Here is a 25195-nt window from a genome sequence, read left to right on the forward strand (position 1 = left end):
AGGGGGTAAACATCCGAGGTCTCTGCAGGGAGGGCGGTCCCGATGCCCGTCACCGATGTCGCGATCGACAAGATCAAGGACATGATCATTTCGGGCGAGCTGGCCCCGGGCGACCGGCTCCCCAAGGAGGCCGAGCTCGCGCAGCGGCTGGGGCTTTCCCGCAGTTCGCTGCGGGAAGCGGTGAAGGCGCTGTGCCTGATCCGGGTGCTGGACGTGCGCCAGGGCGACGGCACGTACGTCACCAGCCTGGAACCGAACCTGCTGCTCGACGCGATGACCTTCGTCGTCGACTTCCACCGCGACGACACCGTGCTCGATTTCCTTGCTGTGCGGCGGATTCTGGAGCCCGCTGCCACCGCGATGGCAGCGCTGCACATGCGCGACGAGGACGTCGCCGAACTCGGCGCGCTGCTCGGCGAGTTGGAGGATTCGCCGACCGTCGAGGCACTGGTGGCCAACGACTTGCAGTTCCACCGCAAAATCGCGGACGGCTCGGGCAACCCAGTGCTCTGCTCGCTTCTCGAAAGCCTGTCCGGCCCGACGGCGCGAGCCCGCATCTGGCGCGGCCTCACCCAGGAGGGCGCGGTGGCCCGAACCCGGGAACAACACGCCGCGATCTACGACGCGATCGCCGCACGGGAACCCGAACTGGCCCGCTCGTGGGCGACGGTGCACGTCGCGGGAGTCGAACAGTGGCTGCGAAGCACGCTGGTCGAAGACGACGCGCCCGGCGATGAGGCCGAACCCGCTGCTTCCTGACCGAGCGGCGACGGCTCCTGAGCGGTTTGTTGCAGTGACGGGTCCCTTCACTCCTTGCTGATAGGAGTGAAGGGACCCGTCACTTTTGTTCGAGGGACGCGAGGGGGACTTTCGCGCCTGAGCGGCGGGAGCGACGGGACCCGTCACACAATGACCATCGGAGCGAGGGGACCCATCGCGCACGCGTGACTGGAGCGAGGGGAACTTTCGCACCCGCACGGTAGGGGTGACGGAACCCGTCACACCACGACCGCCGAAACGAAGAGCCCCACCCCGCACGCCTGACTGGAGCGAAGGGGACCTTCGCACCCGAACAGCAGGAGCAGCAGGGGCCGTCGCTCCGGGACCATCGAAGCGAAGGGACCCATCGCGCACGCCCAGCCGGAGAGAGGGGGACTTTCGCACAGCGGGCACGGCGTAGACCGGCATGCGTCGAAATGGGAACGGCGAGGGGACCCATCGCGCGCGCTCGGCTGAAGCGGTGGGGACTCGCTCGTCGACGGGCGGAATGAAGGGGCCCTTCATTAACTCCGGCGCTGGTGATGCGGAGGTTGCTTCCGCCGCACCACCAGCGGAGGCGAAGGGCCGTGCGGCGGAAACGGGAGCGCAACTGGCAGCAACGGCACCGGCACCAGTCGCGGCACCGGCACTGGCACTGGCACTGGCACTGGCACTGGCACTGGCACTGGCACCAGCCAATCGCTCGCCCACCGAACCCGACGGCAGCGGCCACCCCGGCCCCGGCGGCAGCGAGGTCGGAGACGAAGCCGCCGACCAGGCCGAGCGCAAGCCCCCATAAGGTCGGATGATCACCGAACCTCCGCCGATCAGGTCTGGGGCTTTCCGCCCGCGTACCGGCTGATGATCAAGGCGATCAAAATGATCCCTCCGTAAATCGCCTTCAGCCATTCCGCCGGGACCTGGGCGATGCGCAGCAGGCTGTCCACCGACTGCAGCAACAGCACCCCGGTCAGCGCCCCGACCAGCGTGCCTCGCCCGCCGTCCAGGGAGACACCGCCGATGACCGCTGCGGCGAAGACCTGGAGGATCAGGCCGTCGCCCTGGTCAGCGCCGAGGGCGCCGACGTAGCCGGTGTATGCCAGGCCGCCGATCGCAGCCAGCACTCCGGCCACCACGAACACCGCCCACGAAATCCGGTCCACTCGGATGCCCGCGGCCCGCGCGGCTTCTCGGTTGCCGCCGATCGCGTACAGGGAGCGGCCGACTCGGTGGTATCGCAAGCCCAGCCCGAAGAGCACGAACAGGGCCGCGGCGAGCCAGACTGACATCGGCAAGCCGGCAAACGTCGTGGTCGCCAGCGCGGTGAACGCGTCCAACTGGTCGAACAGCGTCTTGCCGTTCGTCGTGCCGATCTGGGTTCCGCGCAGGACTGTCAGCATCGCCAGCGTCACGATGAACGCGTTCAGCTTCAGCTTCACGATCAGGAAGCCGTTCACGAAGCCGATCAAGGCACCCACCACGGGGATCGCCACCAGGCCGAGCACCGAAGGCCATTCGGTGCCGAAGCCGGACGACGCCGCGGGAATGACCAGCATCGCGCCGATCGCAGGGGCGATGCCCATCGTGGATTCCAGCGACAGGTCGAACTTGCCGGTCAGCAGCACCAGCGACTCGCCCAGCACGACCAGCGACAACGCGGCCGCCGCGGAAAGGATGCTGATGATGTTGTCGAAGGTGAAGAACGTGTCGCTGATCAGCCCGCCGATCACGAACACCACCACGAGCGCGGGCAGCAGCGCCAGTTCGCGCAGCCACGCCGACTTCCGGCGTTTCGGCCGGACCGCGGGCAGCGCCGTCTGCGGGTCGCTCATCAGGTCAGTCATGGAGCCCGACTCCTTCGATATCCGCCACCAGGTCCCCGTCGGACCAGCCGGCCTGGTGAACGGCGGCCACCTCGCCGGCGCGCAGCACCAGCACCCGGTCGGCCAGGCGCAGGTCGTCCAGCTCGTCGCTCACGAGCAGCACCGCCTTCCCCTCGGCCCGCACCCGGTCCACGACCGCGAGCAGGGCCTCCTTCGACTTCACATCCACTCCCGCGGTGGGGTTGATCAGCACCACCACGCGCGGATCGCTCTCCAGAGCCCTGGCGAGCACGACTTTCTGCTGGTTCCCGCCGGACAGATCCGAAACCGGCTGGTCCGGGCCGGCCGCGACGATGTCGTAGTCGGCCAGGGCGCGCGATCCGCGTTCGCGGCGGGCCTTCGGGGACGCCAGACCGGCGCGGCCCATCCGGTCGAGCACCGACAGGGTCGCATTGTCCATAATGGAGTGTTCCAGCACCAGACCTTCGTGGTGCCGGTCCCGCGGGACACAGCCGATGCCTGCGCGCAGGGCAGCAGTAATGTCACCGGAGGGCAGGCGTTTTCCGTTCACCACAACGGTTCCTGAGGTGGGCTTGCGCAGGCCGTAGACCGTCTCGGCTACCTGGTGCTTGCCGCTTGCGTTGCTGCCCGCGAGTCCGACGACCTCACCGCGGTGGATCCGTAGCGAGACGCCGTGGAATCCGTCACCGGAGAGGTCATCTACGGCGAGGACCTCTTCCGCGTCGACCGCGAGCGGGTCGCGGGTGGCGGCGTCGCGGACGGCGAGGCCGCCCTGCTCCCCCGTCATCGCGTCGACCAGTGCCGCGCGGCTGACCTCCTCGACGGGTGCGGTGAGCACGTGGCGGGCGTCGCGCAGGACGGTAACCGCTTGGCACACCTCGTAAACCTCGTGCAGGTGGTGCGAGATGAACAGGAACGTGACGCCGTTCTCTTGCATCTGCCGCATGCGCTCGAAAAGCCGCTCGATAGCCTGGCTGTCCAGCTGCGCGGTCGGTTCGTCCAGCACGATGAACCGCGCACCGTAACTCAACGCGCGGGCGATCTCGACGAACTGACGGTCCTCAACGGACAGATCGCCCGCCGGAGTGTCCACATCGACCCGTACGTCCCACGAGTCCAGCAGCTCCCGCGCCTGCCGGCGAAGCTTCTTCCAGCCGATCGCGAACCCGCCCCTGGCCTGCCGGTTCAGGAACAGATTCTCCGCGACGGTCAGCTGCGGCACCACCATCGCGTGCTGGTACACGCACGCCACGTGCGCCTTCCAGTCGTCCTGTTTGGACAAGGAAGGTGCCGGTACGCCGCCGAAGGAAACGCTGCCAGTGTCCGTTTCGGACAGTCCAGTGAGGATCGACACCAGCGTGGACTTGCCCGCCCCGTTGCGGCCGACGAGTGCGTGGGACTCGCCGGGCCGCACGGTGAGGCTGACGTCGTGCAGCGCCACGGTGGGCCCGTACCGCTTCCCGACGCCGTCCGCCTGCACTACCGGCGCGCTCACAGGTTGTTACCCCACAACGCTTTGTCGTCCACGTTGTCCTTGGTCACGACCGGCGCGGGCAGCTGGTCTTCCAGGATGCCGGGGCTGATCTCGACAATCGTGGAGTCGTGGTCGGTCGGGCCGGGCTTGAACGTCTCGCCCGCCATCGCCTTCTTGAGCCAGTACATCCCGTACTTGGCGTAGGCGTCGGCAGGCTGCGAGACGGTCGCGTCCAGTTCGCCGTTGCGGATCGCGGTGAGCTCCTGCGGGATGCCGTCGTTGCTCACCAGCACCACGTGCTTCGGGTCGCCGACCGGGAAAAACAGGTTCTTGCGCTTGAGCGCCTGCTCGGTCGGCGCGAGGTAGACGCCGCCCGCCTGCATGTACACGCCCTTGATGTCCGGGTTCGCGGTCAGCAGACTGTCCAAACCGGACGAAGCCTTGTCCGCCTTCCATTCCGCGGCGACCTCGAGAACCTTGACGTCCGGGTACTTCTGCATCATGCATTCGCGGAACGCCGCCGACCGGTCGCGGCCGTTGACCGACGCGAGGTCGCCCATCACCTGCACGACCTTGCCGCTCTTCACTCGCTTGCCGATTTCCTCGCACGCCTTGGTTCCGTACGCCTTGTTGTCCGCGCGCACCACCATCGCGACCTTGCCGCTCTCCGGCGCGACGTCCACCGCGACCACCGGGACGCCCTTGTTCTCGGCCTGCTTCAGCCCGGCGACGACCGCCGCCGAGTCGAGCGGGGTGACGACGAGGCCCTTCACGCCCTGGCTGAGCAGCGTGCCGATGTCGGTGATGAGCTTCGCCGGGTCGCTGTCGGCGTTCACCGTGGGCAGCGCGTCGAGGCCCTGCTCCTTCGCCATCTGCGGCACGTATTTGTTGTAGGCCTGCCAGAACGGCGAGGTCAGCAGGGGCAGCGTCGCCCCGACCTTGCCGGTGCCGCCGCCGCTCGCCGCTGCCGCCGGTTTGTCCTTAGTGGACCCGCACGCACCGAGCACCAAACCGCAGGCGGCCACCGCGGCGGCCAGCCGGATCACCTTCGTACGCACCGCATCCTCCTTGATGACAGGCCTTGTTGGCTAAGCAGATCAGTTCTGCACGGGTCCGCGCGGGCGCAGGCCGTACATGCCGCCGTCCACCGCGAGCGCGGTGCCGGTAGTCGATGCCGAAAGCGGGCTGGCCAGGTACGCGATCGCGTTCGCGACCTCGTCCGCGGTCACCAGCCTTCCCATCGGCTGGCGGGCGGCGAGCGCCTCCCGCTCGGCCGAGGGGTCCGCGGCGGTGTCGAGCAGCCTGCCGACCCACGGGGTGTCCGCGGTGCCGGGGCACACGCAGTTGACGCGGATCCGGTCCGGCAGGTGATCGGTGGCCATCGCGAGGGTCAGCGACAGCACCGCGCCTTTCGTGGCCGAGTACAGCGCCCGCGCGGGCAGTCCGGCCCAGGCGGCGATCGAGCACGTGTTCACGACCGCTGCCGCAGGCGAGTTTTTCAAGTGCGGCAAGGCTGCCCGCGCAGTGCGCACCATGCCGACAACGTTCACGTCGTACGCGCGGTGCCACTCGTCGTCGTCATTCGCGGTGACGTCGCCCTGCGCGCCGATTCCCGCGTTGTTGATCAGGATGTCGAGCCGGCCGAAGCGTTCGGCCACCGCGTCGACGGCGGCGCGAACCTCGGCGTCGGACGTCACGTCGCAGCGGAATCCGGCCAGCGGCTCGGGCACCTCGTCGGTCTTGAGGTCGAGCACGGCCACCTGCGCGCCGCGCTGGGCCAGCAGGTTCGCCGTGGCCAGGCCGATGCCCGAAGCGCCGCCGGTGACCGCGGCGACCAGGCCGTCGAATTCGCTCACTGCGCGTTCTCCGTCCATTCAGGACCGTCCGGGAAGCTGAACCGGCGCAGCGTAGCGTCGTGCATGCGCGCGGAAAAGCCCGGTGCGGTCGGGGCCAGGTAGCGGCCGTCGCGCACGACGGCCGGGTCGGTGAAGTGGTCGTGCAGGTGGTCGACCCATTCGATGGACCGGTCACTGTCCGAACCGGACACTGCCACGAAGTCGAACATGGACAGATGCCGCACCAGTTCGCACAATCCGACACCACCGGCGTGCGGACACACCGGGACACCGAATTTGGCTGCCAGCAACAGGATCGCGAGATTCTCGTTCACCCCGCCGACGCGTGCGGCGTCCAGCTGCAGCACGTCGATCGCGTTAGCCTGCAGCAATTGCTTGAATACCACGCGGTTCTGAACGTGCTCACCGGTGGCGACCTTGATCGGCGCGAGTGCTTTGGCAATTGCTGCGTGGCCGAGAACGTCGTCCGGCGAGGTTGGCTCTTCAATCCAATATGGATCGAACGGCGCCAGCGCGGTCATCCACGACACTGCCGTCGCGACATCCCAGCGCTGGTTCGCGTCGACCGCGATCCGGATGTCCGGGCCGACAGTCTCGCGCGCCAGCTTCATTCGTCGGACGTCGTCTTCGAGATTCCCGCCGACCTTCAGTTTGATCATCTCGAAACCGCCGGCGACGGCTTGTTCGGCCAGCCGCACCAGTTTCGCGTCGGAATAACCGAGCCAGCCCGCCGACGTGCTGTACGCGCGATAGCCGTCGGCTTCGAGCTTGGCGATCCGCTCCGCTTTCCCGGGCTCGGCGGCGCGCAGGATGTCGAGCGCTTCCTCTTCGGTGAGTGCGTCGGAGAGGTAGCGGAAGTCCACAAGGGACACCAGCTCCTCCGGCGTCATCCGCGACGCGAACTTCCACAATGGAAGTCCGGCACGCCGTGCGGCAAGGTCCCACGCGGCGTTGACGATCGCGCCGATCGCCATGTGTGCCACGCCTTTTTCCGGTCCCAGCCAACGGAATTGCGAGTCGCCGACCAAGGCCCGAGAGAGCGCACCGAGCGCTTCTGCGTCTTCAGGAACATCGCGGCCGACCACATGCGGCGCGAGCGCACGGATCGCGGCGGCCTGCACGTCGTTGCCCCGGCCGATGGTGAACGCGAGGCCGTAACCATCCGGTCCGGCATCGGTGTGCAATTCGACGTAGGCCGCCGAATAGTCCGGATCCGGGTTCATCGCGTCCGAACCGTCGAGGTCGCGCGACGTCGGGAAGCGGACGTCCCGGACCTCCATGGCCACGATTTTCGCCATGTCAGGCCTGCCCGAAGGTCTGGCGCTGCTTGCCGAGGCCGTCGATTTCCAGTTCGACGACGTCGCCCGCGCGCAGGTACGGCTTCGGCTCCGGCTGCCCGAGCGCGACGCCCTCCGGGGTGCCGGTGTTGATCAGGTCGCCGGGGCGCAGCACCATGAACTGGCTCAGGTAATGGATGATCTCGGCGACGCCGAACACCATGTCCTTTGTGGACGAATCCTGCACCTTCGCGCCGTTGACCCAGGTGCGCAGGCCGAGCGCCTGCGGATCGGGGATTTCGTCGGCGGTCACGAGTTCCGGACCGAGCGGGTTGAAGGTCTCGCAGTTCTTGCCCTTGTCCCACTGGCCGCCGCGGTTCAGCTGGAAATCGCGCTCGGAGACGTCGTTGGACACGACGTACCCGGCGACGTGCGCCAGCGCTTCGTCCACGCTTTCCAGGTACCGCGCGGTTTTCCCGATGACGACGCCGAGTTCGACTTCCCAGTCGGTGGCCGTGGAGCCGCGCGGGACGAGCACCTCGTCGAACGGTCCGACCATCACGTCGGGCGCCTTCATGAACAGCACCGGTTCGGTCGGCACGGCCGCGCCGGTTTCCTCGGCGTGGCGGCGGTAGTTCATGCCGATGCAGACGATCTTGCCCGGCCCGGCGATCGGCGCGCCGACCCGCTGCCCGGCCCCGTCGGCGACCGGCAGTTCCCCGGCTTCGAGCGCCCGCGCGGCCTTGGCCGGCCCGTCGCCGGCGAGGAACGCGCCGTCGATGTCCGGCGTGACCCCGGAGAGGTCGTGGAGGGTGCCGTCACCGGCACGGACGAACGGACGCTCAGCCCCCGCTGCCCCGAGACGCACAAACCGCACGGACGAACCCCTCTCTCGACACCGTTCTCGCGATACATCCGATGTATAGCGCACCGGAGCGCGGCAGATCTAGAGGGAAGCGGGATTTGGTGCGGAAATTGATCCGATCACCGGGCTGGCGGGCGGATAACGGACACTCGTCGTGGCGGGGTGGTCCCGTCGGAGCGAGGGAGACGGTGCGGCGCGGATGGCGATTGGGGATGCGGCTGGACCGCGGGGACGGGCGAGCGGCGATTCGCGCGACGGCGGGGAAGGCAGCGAGGCGCGGGCGGGCAGCGGCGGAGAGTCGGAGCCGATGAAGGGGGCTCGGGACAGCTCGGACGCGGGAGGCGTGCGAGGCATCGGCGACGCGGGAGGCCTGCGGGGTGTCGGGGACGAGGGTGGGGTGCGTGAGCCCAGCGATGGGAACCGGCGCGATCGCCGGGAGGACCCGAACATGGCCGGCGCTCCGGCGGACGGCGCGGACAGCTCCGACGACTCGGACAGCGCGGGCGGCGCGGACGGCGCGGACGGCGCGGACGGCGCGGACGGCGCGGGCGGCGAATGGTGTGCCGCTGAGCGGGCAGTGCCGTTGCCGGACGGCTCGTGGATGCTCGCTCCGGAGCGCTCCGCTGCTGATTATTCGGCGGACGATCACCTGGCTCTTGATCATTCCGCGACGGATCACTCCACGGCGGACCGCGTGACGTCGGATCATTCCGGAGCTGAATACTCCGCCGCTGGTGCCTCCGGCGCGGAGCATTCCAGGGCTCAGGGATCGGTGACGGATCATTCGACGCCCGATCACTCCAGGGCCGACCACCCCACGGCGAACCGTGCCACGCCCGATCACTCCACGGCCAATCAGCCCATGGCAAACCACTCCACGGCCGATCACTCTGCAACGGAATACTCCGTCGCGGGCGCTTCCAGCGCGGAGCATTCCGCAGTGGAGCGATCCGTCCTGGAGCACTCCACACCCGATCACTCCGCGCCCGATGAATCTGCGGCCGAGTGCCCCACGCCTGATCACTCTGAAGCCGCCCGCCCCACGGCAGACCACTCCGCAACGGAATACTCCGACGCGGAGCATTCCGTTGCCGAACCCTCCACCGCGGATCACTCCACTGCGGAATACTCCGCAGCCAATCACTCCGCAGCCGACTGCCCCGCCCCGGATCACTCCGCGGCGGATCAATCCGCGGCAAACCACCCCACCCCGCGTCACTCCGCGGCGGATCAATCCACAGCCGACCACCCCGCCCCAGATCACTCCGCTGCCGACCACCCCACCACAGCCAGCGCGGAATATCCCTCCCTCGAACACTCCGTCACCCTCCCCGAGCACCCTCGCCGGGGCAAGATCCGGCGTCTTCTCATCCTCGGTGGCCTCTCCGCCTTCGGGCCGCTCTCCATCGACATGTATCTCCCCGCCCTGCCCCGGATGGCGGGGGATTTCCGGGCCTCCGACACGACCGTCCAACTGACGCTCACTGCGTTCGTCGTCGGGCTCGCGGTCGGGCAGATCGTCGCTGGGCCCTTGTCGGATTCCTTCGGGCGGCGGCGGCCGTTGCTGGTCGGGTTGGGGCTGTACATCGCCGGGTCGGTCGCGGCGGCGGTGAGTCCGGGCGTTGAGCTGCTGATCGCGGCGCGGAGTATCCAGGCGCTTGGCGCGGCGGCGGGGATCGTGATAGCCCGCGCGACCGTCCGCGATCTCTACACCGGTACGGCGATGACGAAGTTCTTCTCGCTTCTCCTGCTGGTCAACGGTCTCGCGCCGATCCTCGCTCCGGTGCTCGGCGGGCAGTTGCTCACCTTCACGTCCTGGCGCGGGGTGTTCGTCGTCCTCACCGGGTTCGGTGCGCTGTTGCTCGCTGCGGTCGCGTTCGCGCTGCCGGAACCTTTGCCGGTCGAGCGGCGGCATCCGGCGCGGTTGGGTGGGGTGCTTCGGACGTACTGGCACCTGCTCACCGACCGCACGTTCCTTGGTTACGCGCTCACCGCCGGGCTGAACTTCGCCGCGTTGTTCGCGTACATCTCGGGATCGTCGTTCGCGCTGCAGGACGTTTACCGGCTGAGTCCGCAGGAATACAGCGTCGTCTTCGGGCTCAACGGGGTGGGCATCGTGCTCGCTGGGCAGCTCAACGGGTGGCTCGTCGGCCGATTTCCCGAACGGACGCTGCTGCGCACGGGGCTGACGGTGTCGACCCTCTCCGGTCTGGCCACGCTGGCGGCCGCGGTCATGCGGCTGCCGTTGCCTGCGTTGCTGATTCCGTTGCTGCTCATGGTTTCCTGCATCGGAATCATCAACCCGAACGCCAGTTCGCTCGCGCTCGCGGGGCACGCGCGCACGGCGGGGGCGGCGTCGGCACTGCTGGGCGTGCTGCAGTTCGCGATCGGCGGGATCGCGACGCCGCTGGTCGGGCTCGGCGAGCCCGGCACGGCGGTGCCGATGACCGCGGTGATGGCCGGGTTCGGGGTGGTCGCTTGGCTGTCGTTCGCGACGCTGGCGGTCAGCCCAGATCGGCGAGATTTCCGCTCCGCAGCTGGTCGTCGGTGACCGCGATGCGTTCGTCGACCAGCTTTTGCAGCGCGTCCCCGTCGTCCCACTGGTTGACGTTCATCGCAGCCGAGACCTCGCTCTCCGGGGTCACCCAGAACGCCGTGAAGTCGTAGCTCGCGAGGTCGCCGCGCACGACGACGCGGTCTCGGTCCAAGACGGGCAGGCCGCGGTATTCGCACCCGATCGCCGGGCCGCCGCGGTCTGGGTCGTATTGGTCGGAGAAGAAGTACGGGCTGTTCAAGTACGGCTCGTTCGCGCCAAAGAGATTGGCCGCCACGTGCTCGCCTTGCGTACGCGCTGTCGCCCAGTGCTCGACGCGTACGCGGCGGCCGTAGCGCGGATGGAACTGCGAAGCGATGTCGCCGATCGCGTAAACGTCAGGTGCCGCTGTACGCAGACCTGCGTCGACATCGACACCGCCGTCATCTGCCAGCTCGAGACCGGCGGCGTGCGCCAGTTCGACGCTCGGGGCCGCGCCGACGGCGATAAGGACAACGTCGGCGTACAGCTCTTCGCCGCTCGACAGTCGGACGCCGGTCGCTTCGGTGTCACCGGTGATCGCTGCGACGCCTTCGCCGAGGCGCCACTGCACACCGTGTTCTTCGTGCAGGCGGTAGAACGCTCCGGCCACTTCGTCGCCCAACACGTTCGCGAGCGGCAGCTTCTCCGGGGCGACCACAGTCACCTCGGCACCGTGCGTACGCGCGGCAGCGGCGGCTTCGGTACCAATCCAGCCCGCGCCGACGATCAGTACGCGCTTCGCAGCCTCGAAGGCCGCGCGCAGCCGCAGGGAGTCGTCGAGAGTGCGAAGCATGTAGAGGCCGGGTAGGTCGCCGCCGGGCACCTTCAGCGTCCGCGGGTGTGAGCCGGTCGCTAAGACCAGGCGGTCGTAGCGGTGTTCGTCGCCAGCGTCGTCGAGGACCAGTCGGGCACCCAGTTCAACCCGGGTTGCGGTGGTGCCGGAGAGCAGCTGGATGTCGTGCTCGCTCCAGTAGCCCTCTTCGCGCACCCAGTCGGGTTCGTCGGCGTTGCCGAGCAGTAACGCCTTCGACAGCGGCGGCAGCTCGTACGGCCGGTGCGTGTCCGCTCCCAGCAGCAGGATCTCACCGTCGAAACCGCGTTCTCGCACCGTCGCCGCCGCGGTGGCACCGGCCAGTCCGGCTCCGACGATGACGATTTTCCGAGGTTCCGACATGCGTCCTCCTGAGTGCCCGCGGCGTGCGGTGGCCGACGCTACTCCGGTACGCGGCTGGTCACACCCCGTGGAAAACCGGCCGGTAGGCAATTCGGGTGAACCGGCGTAAGCCGCCGCGGAGCGCGCGGTCACACCCCCGCACGAAGGACACGGGTGCTACGTGATCGGAAGGCGAGGGCCGTGACAGCGCGGGACGACAGTGCGGTGCGGAACGAGTGGACGGTCGGCTGCCGGGACCTGGCGGGCAGGCGGCGCGACGTGACGGTGTTCGTGAGCAGCGACGACAAAGTCGTCCTGGTCGCGCCGCCGGGAGAGGCGGCCGTGCTGGGGCCGCTGGAGGTCGGGCGGCTGCGCGCGGCCCTGCGCGACGCCGTGGTGGCCACCGCGACGTCGGCGCGACGCACCGGAACCGACTGACAACTACCGTTCCTACTCATGAGTAGGTAGAGTCGGCACCCGCAGACCCCGAAAGGTGCCGGCCATGACCACCTACTTCGTCACGGGCGCGACGGGCTTCCTCGGGAAGCGCCTGGTCGCCCGGTTGCTCTCGCGGCGGGACACGACCGCCGTCCACGTGCTCGTCCGCAACACCTCGCGCAACCGCCTTGCCGCGCTGGCGCGGGACTGGCCGAACGCCGACCGCCTGGTCCCCGCCGTCGGCGACCTCACCGAACCGCTGCTGGGCCTCGACCCGGCCGGCTACGACGGGGTCGATCACGTCATCCACCTCGGCGCGGTCTACGACTTCACCGCCGACGACGCGGCGAACCAGGCCGCGAACGTCGACGGCACCCGGAACCTGCTCGCCTTCGCCGCGGCGGCGGGCGCGGGACTGCTGCACCACGTGTCGTCCATCGCCGTCGCGGGCGATCACGCCGGCCGCTTCACCGAAGCCGACTTCGACCTCGGGCAGTCCTTCAGCTCTCCGTATCACGCCACGAAGTTCGAGGCCGAGAAGCTGGTCCGCGCGCAGACCGACGTGCCGTTCCGCGTCTACCGGCCCTCCGCGGTCGTCGGCGATTCGCGCACCGGTGAGATGGACAAGATCGACGGTCCGTACTACTTCCTGCCCGCCATCTCGCGCCTTGCCGCGCTGCCGAAGCAGCTGCCGCTCGCCGCGCCCGATTTCGGGGCCACCAACCTCGTCCCGGTCGACTACGTCGTCGCCGCGATGGAAAACCTCATGCACCGCGAAGCGCCTTCGGGCAGTACGTATCACCTCGCTTCGCCGCGACCGCAGAAGCTCCACGAGGTCTACAACGCCTTCGCCCGCGTCGCCGGTGCGCCGCGCGTACGCACGACGGTGCCGTCCGGTCTGCTTCGCAGCACAGCGTCTCGCCTCGCGACCGCTGTCGACCGCCTGCCGACTGGACGTGCGACGCGCGCAGCAGTGTTGACCGAGCTGGGAATTCCGCTCGAAGTACTCCCCCACCTGAACATGGAGGTGGAGTTCGACACCGCGCGCACCACTTCGGAGCTGTACGGCAGCGGCGTCCACCTTCCCGAGCTTCGCGACTACGCAGAACCGCTCTACCGCTACTGGCGCGCGCATCTCGATCCGGACCACGCTCGCCGCCCAGGGCTTGAAGGACGCGTTGTCCTCATTACCGGTGCGTCGTCGGGCATTGGCCGCGCGAGCGCGCTCGCTGTCGCGCGACGCGGTGCGAAGGTGCTTCTCATCGCGCGTCGTGCCGAAGAACTCGAAGACGTGCGTAGCGAGATCACCGCAGCAGGCGGCGAAGCAGCGACGTACCCGTGCGACCTCACTGACGGCGACGCGGTTGACGGTCTCGTGAAGGCGGTCCTCGCCGACCACGGCGCGGTGGACGTCTTGGTGAACAACGCCGGACGCTCCATCCGACGCTCGGTGCAGCTGTCGACGGAACGGTTCCACGACTACGAACGCACCATGGCCATCAACTACTTCGGTCCGGTGCGGCTGATCCTCGGGCTGCTGCCGTCGATGACCGAACGCCGGTTCGGCCACATCGTGAACGTCACCACGCAAGGCCTGCAGACCGACACCCCGCGGTTTTCCGCTTACCTGGCTTCAAAAGCCGCGCTCGAGGAGTTCAGCCTTACTGCCGGGCGCGAAACGCTGTCCGACGGCGTCACGTTCTCCTCGGTCCGGATGCCGTTGGTGCGCACGGACATGATCGCGCCGACCGGGTCGTACCGCGGGCTGCCCGCGAGTTCGCCGGAACGCGCCGCGGCGCTGGTGGTGAAGGCGATCGAACGGCGGCCGCAGATCCTGAGCCTTCCGGAGGGCCGGGCCGCGGAACTGGCCTCGCTGGCGGCACCGGACCTCGCGCGGTTCGCGGCGCACCTCGTCTACCGGGTGATGCCGGAATCCGCGCCGGAAGCCAAAAAGCTGCCCCGCCAGCCCGCTTCGGCAAAGGTCGCGGCGACGCTGACGCGGCTGGTCTGGCGACGAAAGGCCTAAGTACGTCGTGAGTGCTCAGCACGGTGAGAACCGGCATGGACACTCACGAGTCCACCAGGAGGTCGTCCGGCGACCCGCTGGCCAGCCCGGCCAGCACGTCCAACGCACTCGCCAATGTCTCCTCCGAGGGTGCGGACACCGCGATCCGCACCGCGTTCGGCGCGTGCCCCGGCACGACCGAAAACGCCGCCGCCGGGGACAACGCGATTCCCCGGCGAGCAGCGGCTGCCACGAACGTCTCGGCCCGCCACTGGTCCGGCAGCACCCACCACCGGTGGTAGGCCGAGGCGTCGCCGTACACCTGGAAACCCGCCAGCCGCTCCGCGACGATCCGGGCCCGCGCGCGGGCGTCCGCGCGTTTCGCCGCTTCGACCTCCGCGAGCACGCCGCCGGTGATCCACCGCCGCGCCGCCTCCACCGAGAACCGCGACGCCGACCAGCCGCCGAACCGGATCGCGCTCGCCAGCCGCGCGACCCACGGCGGCGGCGCCACGAGGAACCCGGCGGTGAGCCCGGGCGCGACGCGTTTCGACAGGCTGTCCACGAACACCGTCCGCTCCGGCATCAGCGCGGCGAGCGGTTCGGTGTCCGGGCGGAGGAAGGTGTAGATGCCGTCCTCGATCACCGGCAGGTCCAGCCTGCGGACGGTCTCGGCCAGTTCGGCGCGGCGCCGCGGCGGCATCGTGGTGCCGAGCGGGTTGTGCAGGGTCGGCTGGACGTACAGCGCCCGCACCGGAGCGCTCGCCGCGAGCGCGGCCGGGACCAGGCCGTGCGCGTCGGTTTCGATCGGCACCAGCTCGATGCCGAGCCGAGTCGCCGCGGCCTTGACCACCGGATACGTCAGGGATTCGACCGCCAGCCGCTCGCCGGTCGGCACGAACGCCGCGAGCGCGGCCGCGATGCCCTGCCGCCCGTTTCCCGCGACCAGCACCTGGTCCGGATCCGGCTGCCAAGCGCCCCGGGCGAGCATCGAGACCGCCGCCTCGCGGACCGCCTTGGTGCCAGCCGCGCCGAGCGGATGCAGGGCGTCGGTGAAGACGTCCGCGCGCAGCACGGGTTCGAGTGCCTGCGCCAGTTTGGCCGATTGGGTCGGCAGCACGGCGAAGTTGAGTTCGAGATCCACCCGCGCGTCGCCGGGTTCGGACAGCGCCGGTTCCGGGCCGGGCTTCGCCGCGCGCACGAAGGTGCCCCGGCCGACCTCGCCGACCGCCAGGCCGCGGCGGACGAGTTCGCCGTACACGCGGGCCGCGGTGGAGCCGGCGATGCCGCGGTCGCGCGCGAACCTGCGCTGCGGCGGCAGCCGATCGCCGGGCCGCAGCCGGCCGGCTTCGATGTCGGCGGCGAGTTCGTCCGCGACGACGCGGTAGTCGTCCATCCCACCCTCGCTCTGCCGGGACTCTCCCGGACGCATCATGGCACCGGCCGGTCACTGTTCGCTAATGCGACCCACGGAACTCCCCGGACGGGGGTCACTAGGTTAGCCTTACCTGTGTGGCACGGACGAGCGAAGACACCCGACTGCACGCCGAGGACCTGACGCTGGCCTACGACGGCCGCACGGTCGCCGAACGGCTCGGCGTGGTCATCCCGGACAAGTCGTTCACGGTCATCGTCGGCCCCAACGCCTGCGGCAAGACCACGCTGCTGCGCGCGCTCGCCAGGATGCTGAAGCCGCGCGCGGGCTCGGTCTACCTCGACGGCGAGGTGATCTCCAGCTACGGCGCGAAGGAGGTCGCGCGGCGGCTCGGCCTGCTGCCGCAGAGCTCGATCGCGCCGGACGGGATCACCGTGTCCGACCTCGTCGCGCGCGGCCGGTACCCGCACCAGAAACTGCTGCGCCAATGGTCCCGCGAGGACGCGACGGTGGTCGCCGATTCGATGCGCGCGACCGGCGTCGACGACCTCGCCGAGCGCATGGTGGACGAGCTGTCCGGCGGGCAGCGCCAGCGCGTCTGGATGGCGATGGCGCTGGCCCAGCAGACCGATCTGCTGCTGCTCGACGAGCCGACGACGTACCTGGACATCGCGCACCAGCTCGATATCCTCGACCTCTGCGCGACCCTGCACAGCGAACAGGGCCGCACGCTGGTCGCGGTGCTGCACGACCTCAACCACGCGGCCCGGTACGCGACGCACCTGATCGCGATGCGCGACGGGAAGGTGCTGGCCACCGGGACGCCGGAGGAAGTCGTGACGGCGGAGAACGTGGAGCGGATTTTCGAGCTGCCGTGCCGGGTGATGGAGTGCCCGGAGAGCGGGAGCCCGATGGTGATCCCGAAGGTCAGCCGCCGCGCGGCGTGATTCAGCGGCGGGCCATGAACGACCGCCACACGTCCGCCGGTACCGACGAACCCGTCACCTTCTTGCCCGTCGCGTCGAGCAGCTTGCGGTTGTCGTCGGTGCCGAGCCACACCGCCGTCGCCAGCTGCGGCGTGTAGCCGACCGCCCAAGCGTCCTGGTTGTCCCGCGAATTGCCGCGCTCGAACTCGCCCGTGCGCAGAGCCGCCGCGCGACCGTCCGGCAACGTCGTCTGCAAAACGGAAGTCACGTCCTGCGCGACCTGCTCCGGAACGGCGGAGACCGGTTGGTTTTCGTGCTGCCACACGACTTTCCCGGACTGATCGAGCACCTTGTCCACCAGGTGCACCGGCGCGTGCATCCCGTTGGCGGCATAGGTCGCGTACGCCCCGGCGACGTCGAGCGGCCGCATCGGGTACCGGCCGACGACGATGCCCGAGCCGATCGTGGCGCCGTCCTGTTCGCGCATGGTCGGCGTGCCGTCCACTTCGTCCGGGATTCCGGCTGACCGGGCCGCCTCGCTCACCTCGTCGACGCCGATCTTCTTCGAGACCGTGATGAACGGCGTGTCCGCCCCGGACGTCAACGCGGTGCGCAAGGTGCACGGCTGCGGGCACTTCGGCGGATAGTCGAACTTCTCGCCGAGGTACTGGATCTCCCGGGGAGCAGTCACTTTCTCGTCCAGCGACATCCCGTTCTTCAAGCCGGCCGCAGCGGTGAACGGGTAGAACGCGGAGCCGAGCGGATGGCCGGTTGCCGCATAATCTCGGACGCCCTGGTTGCCGCCGTCGTACGCGCGCACCGCGCCGCTGGCCGGATCGACGGCGACCAGGGCACCGCGGAACTCCGCTGGTTCGCCCTTCAACCGGTCGCTCAGCGCGGCGTGCGCAGCGGTCTGCAACCCTGGGTCCAGGGTGGTCTGGACGGTCAAATTCCCTTGCTGCAACCGCGAAAGCGAGAACCCGGCGGCCTCCAGTTCAGTGAGCACCCGCTGTTTGAGGTGGTACTGGTCGTAATTCAGGCTCACCCGGGTCTCGGCAGGCGGCTTGATTTCCGCGCCGGGATAAGCCATACCGTCGGAGTTCTTGAGATAACCCCGCTCGACCAGCTTGTCGCGCACGTACCGCCAGCGTTTCGCCGCGTGTTCGTCGCCGGACACCGCCGGATCGTGCACCGACGGCGACTGGATCATCCCGGCCAGGAACGCGGCTTCGCTCCAGGTGATGCTGTTGTCCAGCGGGCGGCCGAAGAACGCGTTCATCGCCGCCGCCGGGCCGAAAGTGTTGCGGCCGAAGGAGATGATGTTGACGTAGCTCTCGAAGATCTGTTCCTTGCTCTGCTCCCGGGTGATCTTCGTGGCGAGCACGAGTTCCTGCATTTTCCGGGAGAGCGTCGAATCCTCGTCGCCGGTCGATTTCTTGATGTACTGCTGGGTGATCCCGGACCCGCCGCCGACGCCGGTCAGGAACGCGCGGCCGATCCCGGTCGGGTCGAAGCCGGAGTTGGCCCAGAAGGTCGGGTCTTCCGTGGCGACGATGGCGTCGCGCAGCTTCTGCGGGATCTGGTCGAACGGCACGAACCGCCGGTCGCCTTCCGGGGGCACGACGCGCAGCAGTTCGCTGCCGTCGGCGTACTTCAGCGTGACGGTTTTGCCGAGCGAGGCGAGGACGTCCTGCGGACTGCGGACGTCCAGCAGCAGGTAGGCGATCCAGAACGCGATCAGCGGCACCCCGACCGCGAAGCCGGTCAGGTAGTAGGCACCCTTGCGGATGCGGCGCCACTTGCTACGGGCAACAGCGGATTGGTCACTCTCCGGGGCTGGCTCCACGAATGGATGACGGCTGAACCAGTGACAAGGTTCTGTCGACCCGGTGAATTGATCACGAGAGGAACGCGCGAAGCAGCGACGCGGTGCCCTCGATGTGCTCGGCCATCGCCTGCCGCGCGGCCACCGGATCGCCGGCCAGGATCGCGTCGACGATCGCCTCGTGCTGCGCGTTCGAATGCTCCAGATTGGGTTCGAGCAGCGGAATCCGGTCGAGCAGCTGGTTGACCCGGGTCCGCGCGTCGGCGACCGTGCTGGTCAGCGACGCGGACGCGGTGACCTCGGCGATCGCCAGGTGCAGCCGCGAATCCTTGCGCCGGTAATCGGCGAGGCTGGCCGCCGACGCCTCCGCGAGCGTGCCGGTGAGATGCTGCCGATCAGCCGGGCTCAACGTGCGCGCCGCGGCCGCCTCCGCGGCACCGGTCTCCAGCACATGCCGCAGGCACAACGCGTCTTCCAGCCCGGCCGCGTCCACCTCGCCGACCGCTCGTTCGGCAGGCTCCGGCAGTTTCTCGTTCACGAACGTGCCGCCGTACCGCCCGCGCCGCGACTCGACGTACCCCGCGTCGGCCAGCGCGCGAATCGCCTCCCGCAGCGTCACCCGGCTCACGCCGAGCCGTTCGGCCAGCTCGCGCTCGGAGGGCAACCGGTCCCCCGCGCCGACGACCCCGAGCCGAATCGCCTGCAACAGCCGCTCGACGGTCTCCTCGAAGGCGTTCCCGGCACGCACCGGCCGGAACAGGGCCGCGTTCGCGCTCACCACCGAGGTCGACTCCACCTGTCCGATTCTATGCTGCCTGATTGCAGAGAAGTCTTTGCAAAGAGTTCTCTGCGGTCTACAGTACGGAGCATGCCCGACGAACGCCGCGCTCGCCAGATCGACGCCCGCACCCTGCGCGCGCTGGCGCATCCGCTGCGCATGGAACTGCTCGACCTGCTGACCGTCGACGGCCCGGCCACCGCGACCGGGCTCGGCAAGCGCGTCGGCGAAAGCTCCGGCACCACGTCGTGGCACCTGCGCCAGCTCGCGGACGCCGGACTCGTCGAGGAAGACACCAGCCGCGGCTCGAAGCGCGAACGCTGGTGGAAAGCGGCGCAGGAATCGACCCGGATGCGCGCGGCCGACTTCGTCGACGACCCGGAGATGGCCGGGCCGCTCATGGCTTTCCTGCACCAGCACGTAGACATCCGCTACCGCGAACAAGCGCAGTTCGTCTCGGAACTGTCGCGCTGGGCGGACGAATGGCGGGACAGCGCGACGCTGAGCAGCACCCGGATGCCGCTCACCCCGGACGAATCCCAGCGGCTGATCGAAGAAATCGAAGCGGTGATCGAACGCTACCGCCGTCCGGCCCGGCCCGGCGACGAAACGGTGATCACGCAGTGGGCGGCGTTCCCGCACGCGACCGTCGCATCCGAAGACCGGGGGGAATCCTGATGCACCCGTTCCTGTCCGAATTCGCCGCCGACCGCCGGGGCGAACTCCTCGCCGCCGCCGTCCGCCTCCCGCCCCGAACGCCTGCCCGGCAACGGTTCGGCTGGTGGCTGATGGAACTGGGCCTTCGCCTCGCCACCCCGAAACGCCGTGAAGGACTCCTCGAAGGAATCTGATTCCCGCAAGGAGCCCTTCACGGAACGAAAATCAGCACTCGATGACGTTCACGGCCAACCCGCCGCGTGCCGTCTCCTTGTACTTCACCGACATGTCCGCGCCGGTCTCGCGCATGGTCTTGATCGCCTTGTCCAGCGTCACCACGTGGCTTCCGTCGCCGCGCATCGCCATGCGCGCGGCGTGGATCGCCTTGGACGCGCCGACTGCGTTGCGTTCGATGCACGGGATCTGCACCAGCCCGCCCACCGGGTCGCACGTCAATCCGAGGTGATGCTCCACCCCGATTTCCGCCGCGTTCTCGACCTGGGCGGGCGACCCGCCCAGCACCTCGGTCAACCCGGCAGCTGCCATCGCCGAAGCCGAGCCGACCTCGCCCTGGCAGCCGACCTCGGCGCCCGAGATCGAGCCGGTCTGCTTGAGGATCGAGCCGATCGCGCCCGCGGTGAGCAGGAAGGTGACGATGCCGTCGTCCGAAGACCCGCGCACAAACCGTTGGTAGTAGTGCAAAACCGCCGGAATGATCCCGGCCGCGCCATTGGTCGGAGCGGTGACGACGCGTCCGCCCGCGGCGTTTTCCTCGTTGACCGCGAGGGCGTACAGGCTGACCCAGTCCATCGCGTACAACGGATCGTCCGCGCCGTCTTCGGCGAGCAGCTTGTCGTGCAACGACTTGGCCCGCCGAGGAACCTTCAGACCGCCCGGCAGCACACCCTCGTGCGTATACCCGTTGCGCACGCACTCGGCCATCACCTGCCAGATCTGCAGCAGCCCAGCCCGGATTTCCTCGCGGCTGCGCCAGGAAAGCTCGTTCTGCAGCGTGATCTCGCTGACCGGAAGCCCGGTGTCCGAGCAATGCTTCAGCAGGTCCGCCCCGGTGCGGAACGGGTACGGGACCGGCGTGGAATCCTCCACGAACACCGTGTCGGTCTCGTACGACTCGTCCCGCACGAAGCCGCCGCCGACCGAGTAGTACGTGCGTTCCCGCACCAGCGAACCGTCGGCGGCGAACGCCCGGAACACCATCCCGTTGGGATGCGCGGGCAGCGACTTCCGCCGGTGCATCGTCAGGTCGGTGTCCTCGACGAACGCGACCTCGTGCGTTCCGCCGACCGACAGCCGCCCGGATTCCCGGATCGCCGCCACCTTGGCGGGCACGGTGTCGGTGTCGATTTCCTCCGGACGCTCCCCGGAAAGCCCGAGCAGCACCGCCTTGTCACTGCCGTGCCCGAACCCGGTCGCACCGAGGGAGCCGAACAATTCGGCCTGCACTCGCGCGACCGTCTCGAGCACGCCGTCCTCGACCAGACCGTCCACAAAGGTCTTGGCCGCGCGCATCGGGCCGACCGTGTGCGAACTCGACGGCCCGATGCCGATCGAAAACAGGTCGAAGACGCTGATCGCCATTGATCCGCCCCTTCTCTTAGTTCCTCGCCAGCACGCTGCTGGCTTCTTGCGCCGCCGGTCCTTCGGCGGTCAGGTGCGCGAGGTTCTCCGGGAGCGCCTCGCCGCGGTGCGCCTTGGTCTGCGCGTACAACCGGCCCGCGCGGTACGACGACCGCACCAGCGGTCCCGCCATCACGCCCGGGAACCCAATGGCCTCAGCGGTCTTCGCGTGCTCCACGAATTCCTCCGGCTTGACCCAGCGGTCGACCGGGTGGTGCCGCGGGGAAGGCCGCAGGTACTGGGTGATCGTGATGATCTCGCAGCCCGCGTCGAACAGCTCCTGCAACGCCACGCTGACCTCGTCCGGGGTCTCTCCCATGCCGAGGATCAGGTTCGACTTCGTCACCAAACCGGCCTCGCGGGCCTGGGTGATGACATCCAGGGAGCGCGCGTAGCGGAAACCGGGGCGGATCCGCTTGAAGATCCGCGGCACCGTCTCCACGTTGTGCGCCAGCACCTCCGGACGCGACCCGAACACCTCAGCCAACTGGTCCGGCTCCGCGTTGAAGTCCGGGATCAACAACTCGACACCGGTACCCGGGTTCAACGCGTGAATCTGCCGCACCGTCTCCGCGTACAGCCAGGCACCGCCGTCCTCGAGGTCGTCACGGGCGACGCCGGTGATCGTGGAGTACCGCAAGCCCATGGCCTGCACCGATTCGGCGACCTTCCGCGGCTCCGTGCGGTCCAGCGCAGCGGGCTTGCCGGTGTCGATCTGACAGAAATCGCAGCGCCGCGTGCACTGATCGCCGCCGATCAGGAACGTGGCCTCCCGGTCTTCCCAGCACTCGTAAATGTTGGGACAACCCGCCTCTTCACACACCGTGTGCAGACCCTCGCGCTTGACCAGGCCCTTGAGTTCAGTGAACTCCGGACCCATCCGCACCCGCGTCTTGATCCACGACGGCTTCTTCTCGATCGGCGTCTCGCTGTTGCGCACCTCAAGCCGCAACAACTTCCGCCCCTCGGGCTGCGCGCTCATCGGCTGAGGTCCGCGTACAACGGGTGCTTCTTCGCCAGCAGCTCGACCCGGTTGCGCAGCGCCTGCTGAGCGGCCTCGTCGAAGTCCGGCTTGAGCGTCTCGGCGATGATGTCGGCGACCTCGGTGAAGTCGTCCGCGCCGAAACCGCGGGTGGCCAGCGCCGGGGTGCCGATCCGCAGGCCCGAGGTGACCATCGGCGGACGCGGGTCGAACGGCACCGCGTTGCGGTTGACGGTGATCCCGACCGAGTGCAGCCGGTCCTCCGCCTCCTGGCCGTTGAGCTGGGAGTTCACCAGGTCGACGAGCACCAGGTGCACGTCGGTGCCGCCGGTGAGGACGCGGACGCCCGCCTCGGCGCAGTCGGTGCGCGACAGCCGGTCGGCGAGGATCTTCGCGCCTTCCAGGGTGCGCTCCTGGCGCTCGCGGAACCCGTCGGTCGCGGCGATCTTGAGCGCCACGGCCTTGGCCGCGATCACGTGCTCCAGCGGACCGCCCTGCTGACCGGGGAACACCGCCGAGTTGATCTTCTTCGCCAGGTCCTGGCGGGAGAGGATCAGGCCGCCGCGCGGACCGCCGAGGGTCTTGTGCGTGGTGGTCGTGACGATGTCCGCGTGCGGCACCGGCGACGGGTGCAGCCCGGCGGCCACGAGGCCGGCGAAGTGCGCCATGTCGACCATCAGCTTGGCGTCGACCAGGTCGGCGATCCGGCGGAACTCGGCGAAGTCGAGCTGGCGCGGGTAGGCCGACCAGCCGGCGACGATCAGCTTCGGCTTGTGCTCGACCGCCAGCCGCTCGATCTCGGCGACGTCGACGATCCCGGTCTCCTTGTCGACGTGGTAGGCGACCACGTTGTACAGCTTGCCGGAGAAGTTGATCTTCATCCCGTGCGTCAGGTGGCCGCCGTGCGCGAGGTCGAGGCCGAGGATCGTGTCGCCCGGCTTCAGCACCGCGAACATCGCCGCCGCGTTGGCCTGCGCGCCCGAGTGCGGCTGCACGTTCGCGTGCTCCGCGCCGAACAGCGCCTTGGCCCGGTCGATCGCGAGCTGCTCGACGACGTCGACGTGCTCGCAGCCGCCGTAGTAGCGGCGGCCCGGGTAGCCCTCGGCGTACTTGTTCGTCAGCACCGAGCCCTGCGCCTCGAGCACGCCGACCGGCGCGAAGTTCTCCGAGGCGATCATCTCGAGCGTCGACTGCTGGCGGTCCAGCTCCGCGGCCACCGCGGCGGCGACCTCGGGGTCCACCTCGGACAGGGGGGCGTCGAACGGGGCGGTCATCAGTTCTCCTGGGTCAGCTCGGCGTACGCGGACGCGTCGAGCAGCTCCGGGACGTCGCCCGAGAGCCGCACCTGCAGCAGCCATCCTTCGGTGTAGGGGTCGGAGTTGATGACCTCGGGGGTGTCCGATGTGGCCTCGTTCACCGCCACTACCTCGCCGCTGACCGGCGAGTACAGCTCGCTGACCGATTTCGTCGACTCGACCTCGCCGAACACCTCGCCCGCGGTGACGGTGTCGCCGACGCCGGGCAGCTGCACGAACACGATGTCGCCGAGCGAGCCGGCCGCGAACGCGGTGATGCCCACCGTCGCGACGCCGTCGTTGACCGACAGCCACTCGTGTTCCTTGGTGTAGGACAGGTTCTGGGGAATGCTCACGGTGCTAGGGCCTCTCAGGCTCGGGAGTAGAAGGGCAGGGCGACGACCTCGACCGGCTCGACGCGGCCCCGGATGTCGACGGACAGCGCGGTGCCGGGCTCGGCGTGCTCCCGGTCTACATACGCCATGGCGATCGGGTAGCCCAGCGTCGGCGACAGCGCGCCGCTGGTGATCTCCCCGATAGTGGCATCCCCGGACAGCACGGCGTACCCGTGCCGCGGGGCGCGGCGGCCGGTGCCGCGCAGGCCGACCCGCACGCGCGGGACGTCGGCCTTCTTCAGCTCCTCCAGGGCCGCGCGGCCCACGAAGTCGCCCGGCTTCTCGAACTTCACGACCCGGCCGAGACCGGCGGCGAACGGGTTCAGCTCGCGGCTGAGTTCGTTGCCGTACAACGGCATCCCGGCTTCCAGCCGCAGCGTGTCGCGGCAGGCGAGCCCGCACGGGACCAGGCCGTGCTCCTGCCCCGCCTCGGTCAGCAGCTGCCACAGCGCCGGAGCCTGCGCCGCGGGCACGAACAGCTCGAAGCCGTCCTCGCCGGTGTAGCCGGTGCGGGCCAGCAGCACGTCGATGCCCTTCACGACGGCGGGCACGCTCGCGTAGTACTTCAGCGACGCGAGGTCGGCGTCGGTCACCGCGGCGAGCACGTCGACCGCCTTCGGGCCCTGTACCGCGATCAGCGCGGTGTCCGCGGACCGGTTCTCGACCACCGCGTCGAACCCGGCGACCCGCTCGGCCAGCGCGTCCGCGACCACGGCGGCGTTGCCCGCGTTGGCCACGACCAGGTACTCCTCGTCGGCGAGCCGGTAGACGACCAGGTCGTCCAGCACGCCGCCGTCGGCGTCGCAGATCATCGTGTAGCGGGCGCGGCCCGGCTTCACGCCGGTCAGGTTGCCGACCAGCGCGTAGTCGAGCACGTCGGCGGCCTGCGCGCCGCGGACGTGGATCTCGGCCATGTGCGAGAGGTCGAACAGCCCGGCCGCCTCGCGCACGGCCTTATGCTCGGCCAGTTCGCTGGCGTAGCGCACCGGCATCGACCAGCCGGCGAAATCGGTGAACAGCGCCCCGAGGTCCTGGTGGACCTGGTGCAGGGGGGTTTCCGTCACAGGAAGCCTTTCGT

22 protein-coding genes are annotated in these 25195 nt (G+C 69.1%); 7 read left to right on the forward strand and 15 right to left on the reverse strand.

Annotated elements, in window-relative coordinates; all coding sequences use genetic code 11:
• Positions 1–42 precede the first annotated feature (42 nt).
• Entirely contained in the window at positions 43–759 is a 717-nt protein-coding gene (locus tag PUT80_RS21940; protein ID WP_037810166.1) for a FadR/GntR family transcriptional regulator, read from the forward strand.
• 827 nt (positions 760–1586) lie between these two features.
• Here PUT80_RS21940 and PUT80_RS21945 read toward each other — a convergent pair.
• From PUT80_RS21945 to PUT80_RS21970, 6 genes are read right to left on the reverse strand one after another with little or no spacing between them, the layout of a single operon-like run.
• The gene (locus PUT80_RS21945; protein WP_037810165.1) at positions 1587–2603 is read right to left on the reverse strand and encodes an ABC transporter permease; all 1017 of its coding nucleotides are present in this window, start codon (positions 2601–2603) and stop codon (positions 1587–1589) included.
• Positions 2596–4098 carry a sugar ABC transporter ATP-binding protein gene (locus tag PUT80_RS21950; protein WP_275293286.1) on the reverse strand — a complete coding sequence of 501 codons (1503 nt, stop codon included), beginning with the start codon at positions 4096–4098 and terminating at the stop codon, positions 2596–2598. Before PUT80_RS21950 ends, PUT80_RS21945 begins: the two co-directional genes overlap by 8 nt.
• Positions 4095–5123 (reverse strand): sugar ABC transporter substrate-binding protein, encoded by a 1029-nt coding sequence (locus PUT80_RS21955; RefSeq protein ID WP_275293305.1) that lies wholly within the window; start codon positions 5121–5123, stop codon positions 4095–4097. Before PUT80_RS21955 ends, PUT80_RS21950 begins: the two co-directional genes overlap by 4 nt.
• A gap of 51 nt (positions 5124–5174) precedes the next feature.
• Positions 5175–5933: an SDR family oxidoreductase gene (locus PUT80_RS21960; protein WP_134665473.1), complete on the reverse strand. Its 759-nt coding sequence runs from the start codon at positions 5931–5933 to the stop codon at positions 5175–5177.
• Complete coding sequence (locus PUT80_RS21965) at positions 5930–7231, reverse strand: enolase C-terminal domain-like protein (RefSeq protein WP_275293287.1); 1302 nt, start codon at positions 7229–7231, stop codon at positions 5930–5932. The genes PUT80_RS21960 and PUT80_RS21965 overlap by 4 nt, the downstream gene beginning before the upstream one ends.
• 1 nt (position 7232) lies before the next feature.
• Positions 7233–8087: a fumarylacetoacetate hydrolase family protein gene (locus PUT80_RS21970; RefSeq protein WP_275293288.1), complete on the reverse strand. Its 855-nt coding sequence runs from the start codon at positions 8085–8087 to the stop codon at positions 7233–7235.
• A 1342-nt stretch (positions 8088–9429) separates the two neighbouring features.
• On the opposite strand from PUT80_RS21970, the gene PUT80_RS21975 reads away from it, so the two are divergent.
• The gene (locus tag PUT80_RS21975; RefSeq protein ID WP_275293306.1) at positions 9430–10626 is read left to right on the forward strand and encodes a multidrug effflux MFS transporter; all 1197 of its coding nucleotides are present in this window, start codon (positions 9430–9432) and stop codon (positions 10624–10626) included.
• Here PUT80_RS21975 and PUT80_RS21980 read toward each other — a convergent pair.
• Positions 10580–11824 carry an FAD-dependent oxidoreductase gene (locus PUT80_RS21980; RefSeq protein ID WP_275293289.1) on the reverse strand — a complete coding sequence of 415 codons (1245 nt, stop codon included), beginning with the start codon at positions 11822–11824 and terminating at the stop codon, positions 10580–10582. The two genes, PUT80_RS21975 and PUT80_RS21980, sit on opposite strands and share 47 nt — an antisense overlap.
• Positions 11825–12004: 180 nt before the next feature.
• On the opposite strand from PUT80_RS21980, the gene PUT80_RS21985 reads away from it, so the two are divergent.
• Both PUT80_RS21985 and PUT80_RS21990 read left to right on the forward strand, forming a co-directional pair.
• Positions 12005–12241: a hypothetical protein gene (locus PUT80_RS21985; RefSeq protein ID WP_037810157.1), complete on the forward strand. Its 237-nt coding sequence runs from the start codon at positions 12005–12007 to the stop codon at positions 12239–12241.
• A gap of 64 nt (positions 12242–12305) precedes the next feature.
• Entirely contained in the window at positions 12306–14267 is a 1962-nt protein-coding gene (locus tag PUT80_RS21990; RefSeq protein WP_275293290.1) for an SDR family oxidoreductase, read from the forward strand.
• Between the two features lie 43 nt (positions 14268–14310).
• Here PUT80_RS21990 and PUT80_RS21995 read toward each other — a convergent pair whose 3' ends face one another.
• Positions 14311–15642: a PLP-dependent aminotransferase family protein gene (locus tag PUT80_RS21995; protein ID WP_275293291.1), complete on the reverse strand. Its 1332-nt coding sequence runs from the start codon at positions 15640–15642 to the stop codon at positions 14311–14313.
• 116 nt (positions 15643–15758) lie between these two features.
• On the opposite strand from PUT80_RS21995, the gene PUT80_RS22000 reads away from it, so the two are divergent.
• Positions 15759–16568, forward strand: coding sequence for an ABC transporter ATP-binding protein (locus PUT80_RS22000; RefSeq protein WP_037810152.1), 810 nt, complete (start codon positions 15759–15761; stop codon positions 16566–16568).
• Between the two features lies 1 nt (position 16569).
• Here PUT80_RS22000 and PUT80_RS22005 read toward each other — a convergent pair whose 3' ends face one another.
• Both PUT80_RS22005 and PUT80_RS22010 read right to left on the reverse strand, forming a co-directional pair.
• Positions 16570–18393 (reverse strand): transglycosylase domain-containing protein, encoded by a 1824-nt coding sequence (locus PUT80_RS22005; protein ID WP_275293292.1) that lies wholly within the window; start codon positions 18391–18393, stop codon positions 16570–16572.
• A 52-nt stretch (positions 18394–18445) separates the two neighbouring features.
• On the reverse strand, positions 18446–19168 hold the full coding sequence (locus PUT80_RS22010) for a GntR family transcriptional regulator (protein ID WP_037810150.1): 723 nt from the start codon (positions 19166–19168) through the stop codon (positions 18446–18448).
• A 72-nt stretch (positions 19169–19240) separates the two neighbouring features.
• Here PUT80_RS22010 and PUT80_RS22015 point away from each other — a divergent pair, with 72 nt between their 5' ends.
• Both PUT80_RS22015 and PUT80_RS22020 read left to right on the forward strand, forming a co-directional pair.
• Positions 19241–19828, forward strand: coding sequence for a helix-turn-helix domain-containing protein (locus tag PUT80_RS22015; RefSeq protein ID WP_275293293.1), 588 nt, complete (start codon positions 19241–19243; stop codon positions 19826–19828).
• Entirely contained in the window at positions 19828–20001 is a 174-nt protein-coding gene (locus tag PUT80_RS22020; RefSeq protein ID WP_275293294.1) for a hypothetical protein, read from the forward strand. Before PUT80_RS22015 ends, PUT80_RS22020 begins: the two co-directional genes overlap by 1 nt.
• Positions 20002–20032: 31 nt before the next feature.
• Here the strand turns inward: PUT80_RS22020 and PUT80_RS22025 are convergent, their stop codons facing one another.
• From PUT80_RS22025 to gcvT, 5 genes are read right to left on the reverse strand one after another with little or no spacing between them, the layout of a single operon-like run.
• Positions 20033–21406, reverse strand: coding sequence for an L-serine ammonia-lyase (locus tag PUT80_RS22025; protein ID WP_275293295.1), 1374 nt, complete (start codon positions 21404–21406; stop codon positions 20033–20035).
• 16 nt (positions 21407–21422) lie between these two features.
• Positions 21423–22427, reverse strand: coding sequence for a lipoyl synthase (gene lipA, locus PUT80_RS22030; protein ID WP_275293296.1), 1005 nt, complete (start codon positions 22425–22427; stop codon positions 21423–21425).
• Positions 22424–23701: a serine hydroxymethyltransferase gene (gene glyA / locus PUT80_RS22035; protein ID WP_275293297.1), complete on the reverse strand. Its 1278-nt coding sequence runs from the start codon at positions 23699–23701 to the stop codon at positions 22424–22426. The genes lipA and glyA overlap by 4 nt, the downstream gene beginning before the upstream one ends.
• Positions 23701–24078, reverse strand: coding sequence for a glycine cleavage system protein GcvH (gene gcvH / locus PUT80_RS22040; RefSeq protein WP_037811636.1), 378 nt, complete (start codon positions 24076–24078; stop codon positions 23701–23703). Before gcvH ends, glyA begins: the two co-directional genes overlap by 1 nt.
• A gap of 14 nt (positions 24079–24092) precedes the next feature.
• Positions 24093–25181 (reverse strand): glycine cleavage system aminomethyltransferase GcvT, encoded by a 1089-nt coding sequence (gene gcvT, locus PUT80_RS22045; RefSeq protein ID WP_037811638.1) that lies wholly within the window; start codon positions 25179–25181, stop codon positions 24093–24095.
• Positions 25182–25195: the final 14 nt, after the last annotated feature.

Source organism: Amycolatopsis sp. La24, from assembly GCF_029087445.1.
Lineage (GTDB): Bacteria > Actinomycetota > Actinomycetes > Mycobacteriales > Pseudonocardiaceae > Amycolatopsis > Amycolatopsis nivea.

What these genes read in the sequence shown, in the direction of transcription:
- PUT80_RS21995 (WP_275293291.1), bottom strand. Translation starts at nt 15,642, where the DNA reads ATGGACGACTACCGCGTCGTCGCGGACGAACTCGCCGCCGACATCGAA.
- PUT80_RS21980 (WP_275293289.1), bottom strand. Translation starts at nt 11,824, where the DNA reads ATGTCGGAACCTCGGAAAATCGTCATCGTCGGAGCCGGACTGGCCGGT.
- PUT80_RS22025 (WP_275293295.1), bottom strand. Translation starts at nt 21,406, where the DNA reads ATGGCGATCAGCGTCTTCGACCTGTTTTCGATCGGCATCGGGCCGTCG.
- PUT80_RS21965 (WP_275293287.1), bottom strand. Translation starts at nt 7,231, where the DNA reads ATGGCGAAAATCGTGGCCATGGAGGTCCGGGACGTCCGCTTCCCGACG.
- lipA (WP_275293296.1), bottom strand. Translation starts at nt 22,427, where the DNA reads ATGAGCGCGCAGCCCGAGGGGCGGAAGTTGTTGCGGCTTGAGGTGCGC.
- glyA (WP_275293297.1), bottom strand. Translation starts at nt 23,701, where the DNA reads ATGACCGCCCCGTTCGACGCCCCCCTGTCCGAGGTGGACCCCGAGGTC.
- PUT80_RS21990 (WP_275293290.1), top strand. Translation starts at nt 12,306, where the DNA reads ATGACCACCTACTTCGTCACGGGCGCGACGGGCTTCCTCGGGAAGCGC.
- PUT80_RS21945 (WP_037810165.1), bottom strand. Translation starts at nt 2,603, where the DNA reads ATGACTGACCTGATGAGCGACCCGCAGACGGCGCTGCCCGCGGTCCGG.
- PUT80_RS21940 (WP_037810166.1), top strand. Translation starts at nt 43, where the DNA reads ATGCCCGTCACCGATGTCGCGATCGACAAGATCAAGGACATGATCATT.
- PUT80_RS22020 (WP_275293294.1), top strand. Translation starts at nt 19,828, where the DNA reads ATGCACCCGTTCCTGTCCGAATTCGCCGCCGACCGCCGGGGCGAACTC.
- PUT80_RS22015 (WP_275293293.1), top strand. Translation starts at nt 19,241, where the DNA reads ATGCCCGACGAACGCCGCGCTCGCCAGATCGACGCCCGCACCCTGCGC.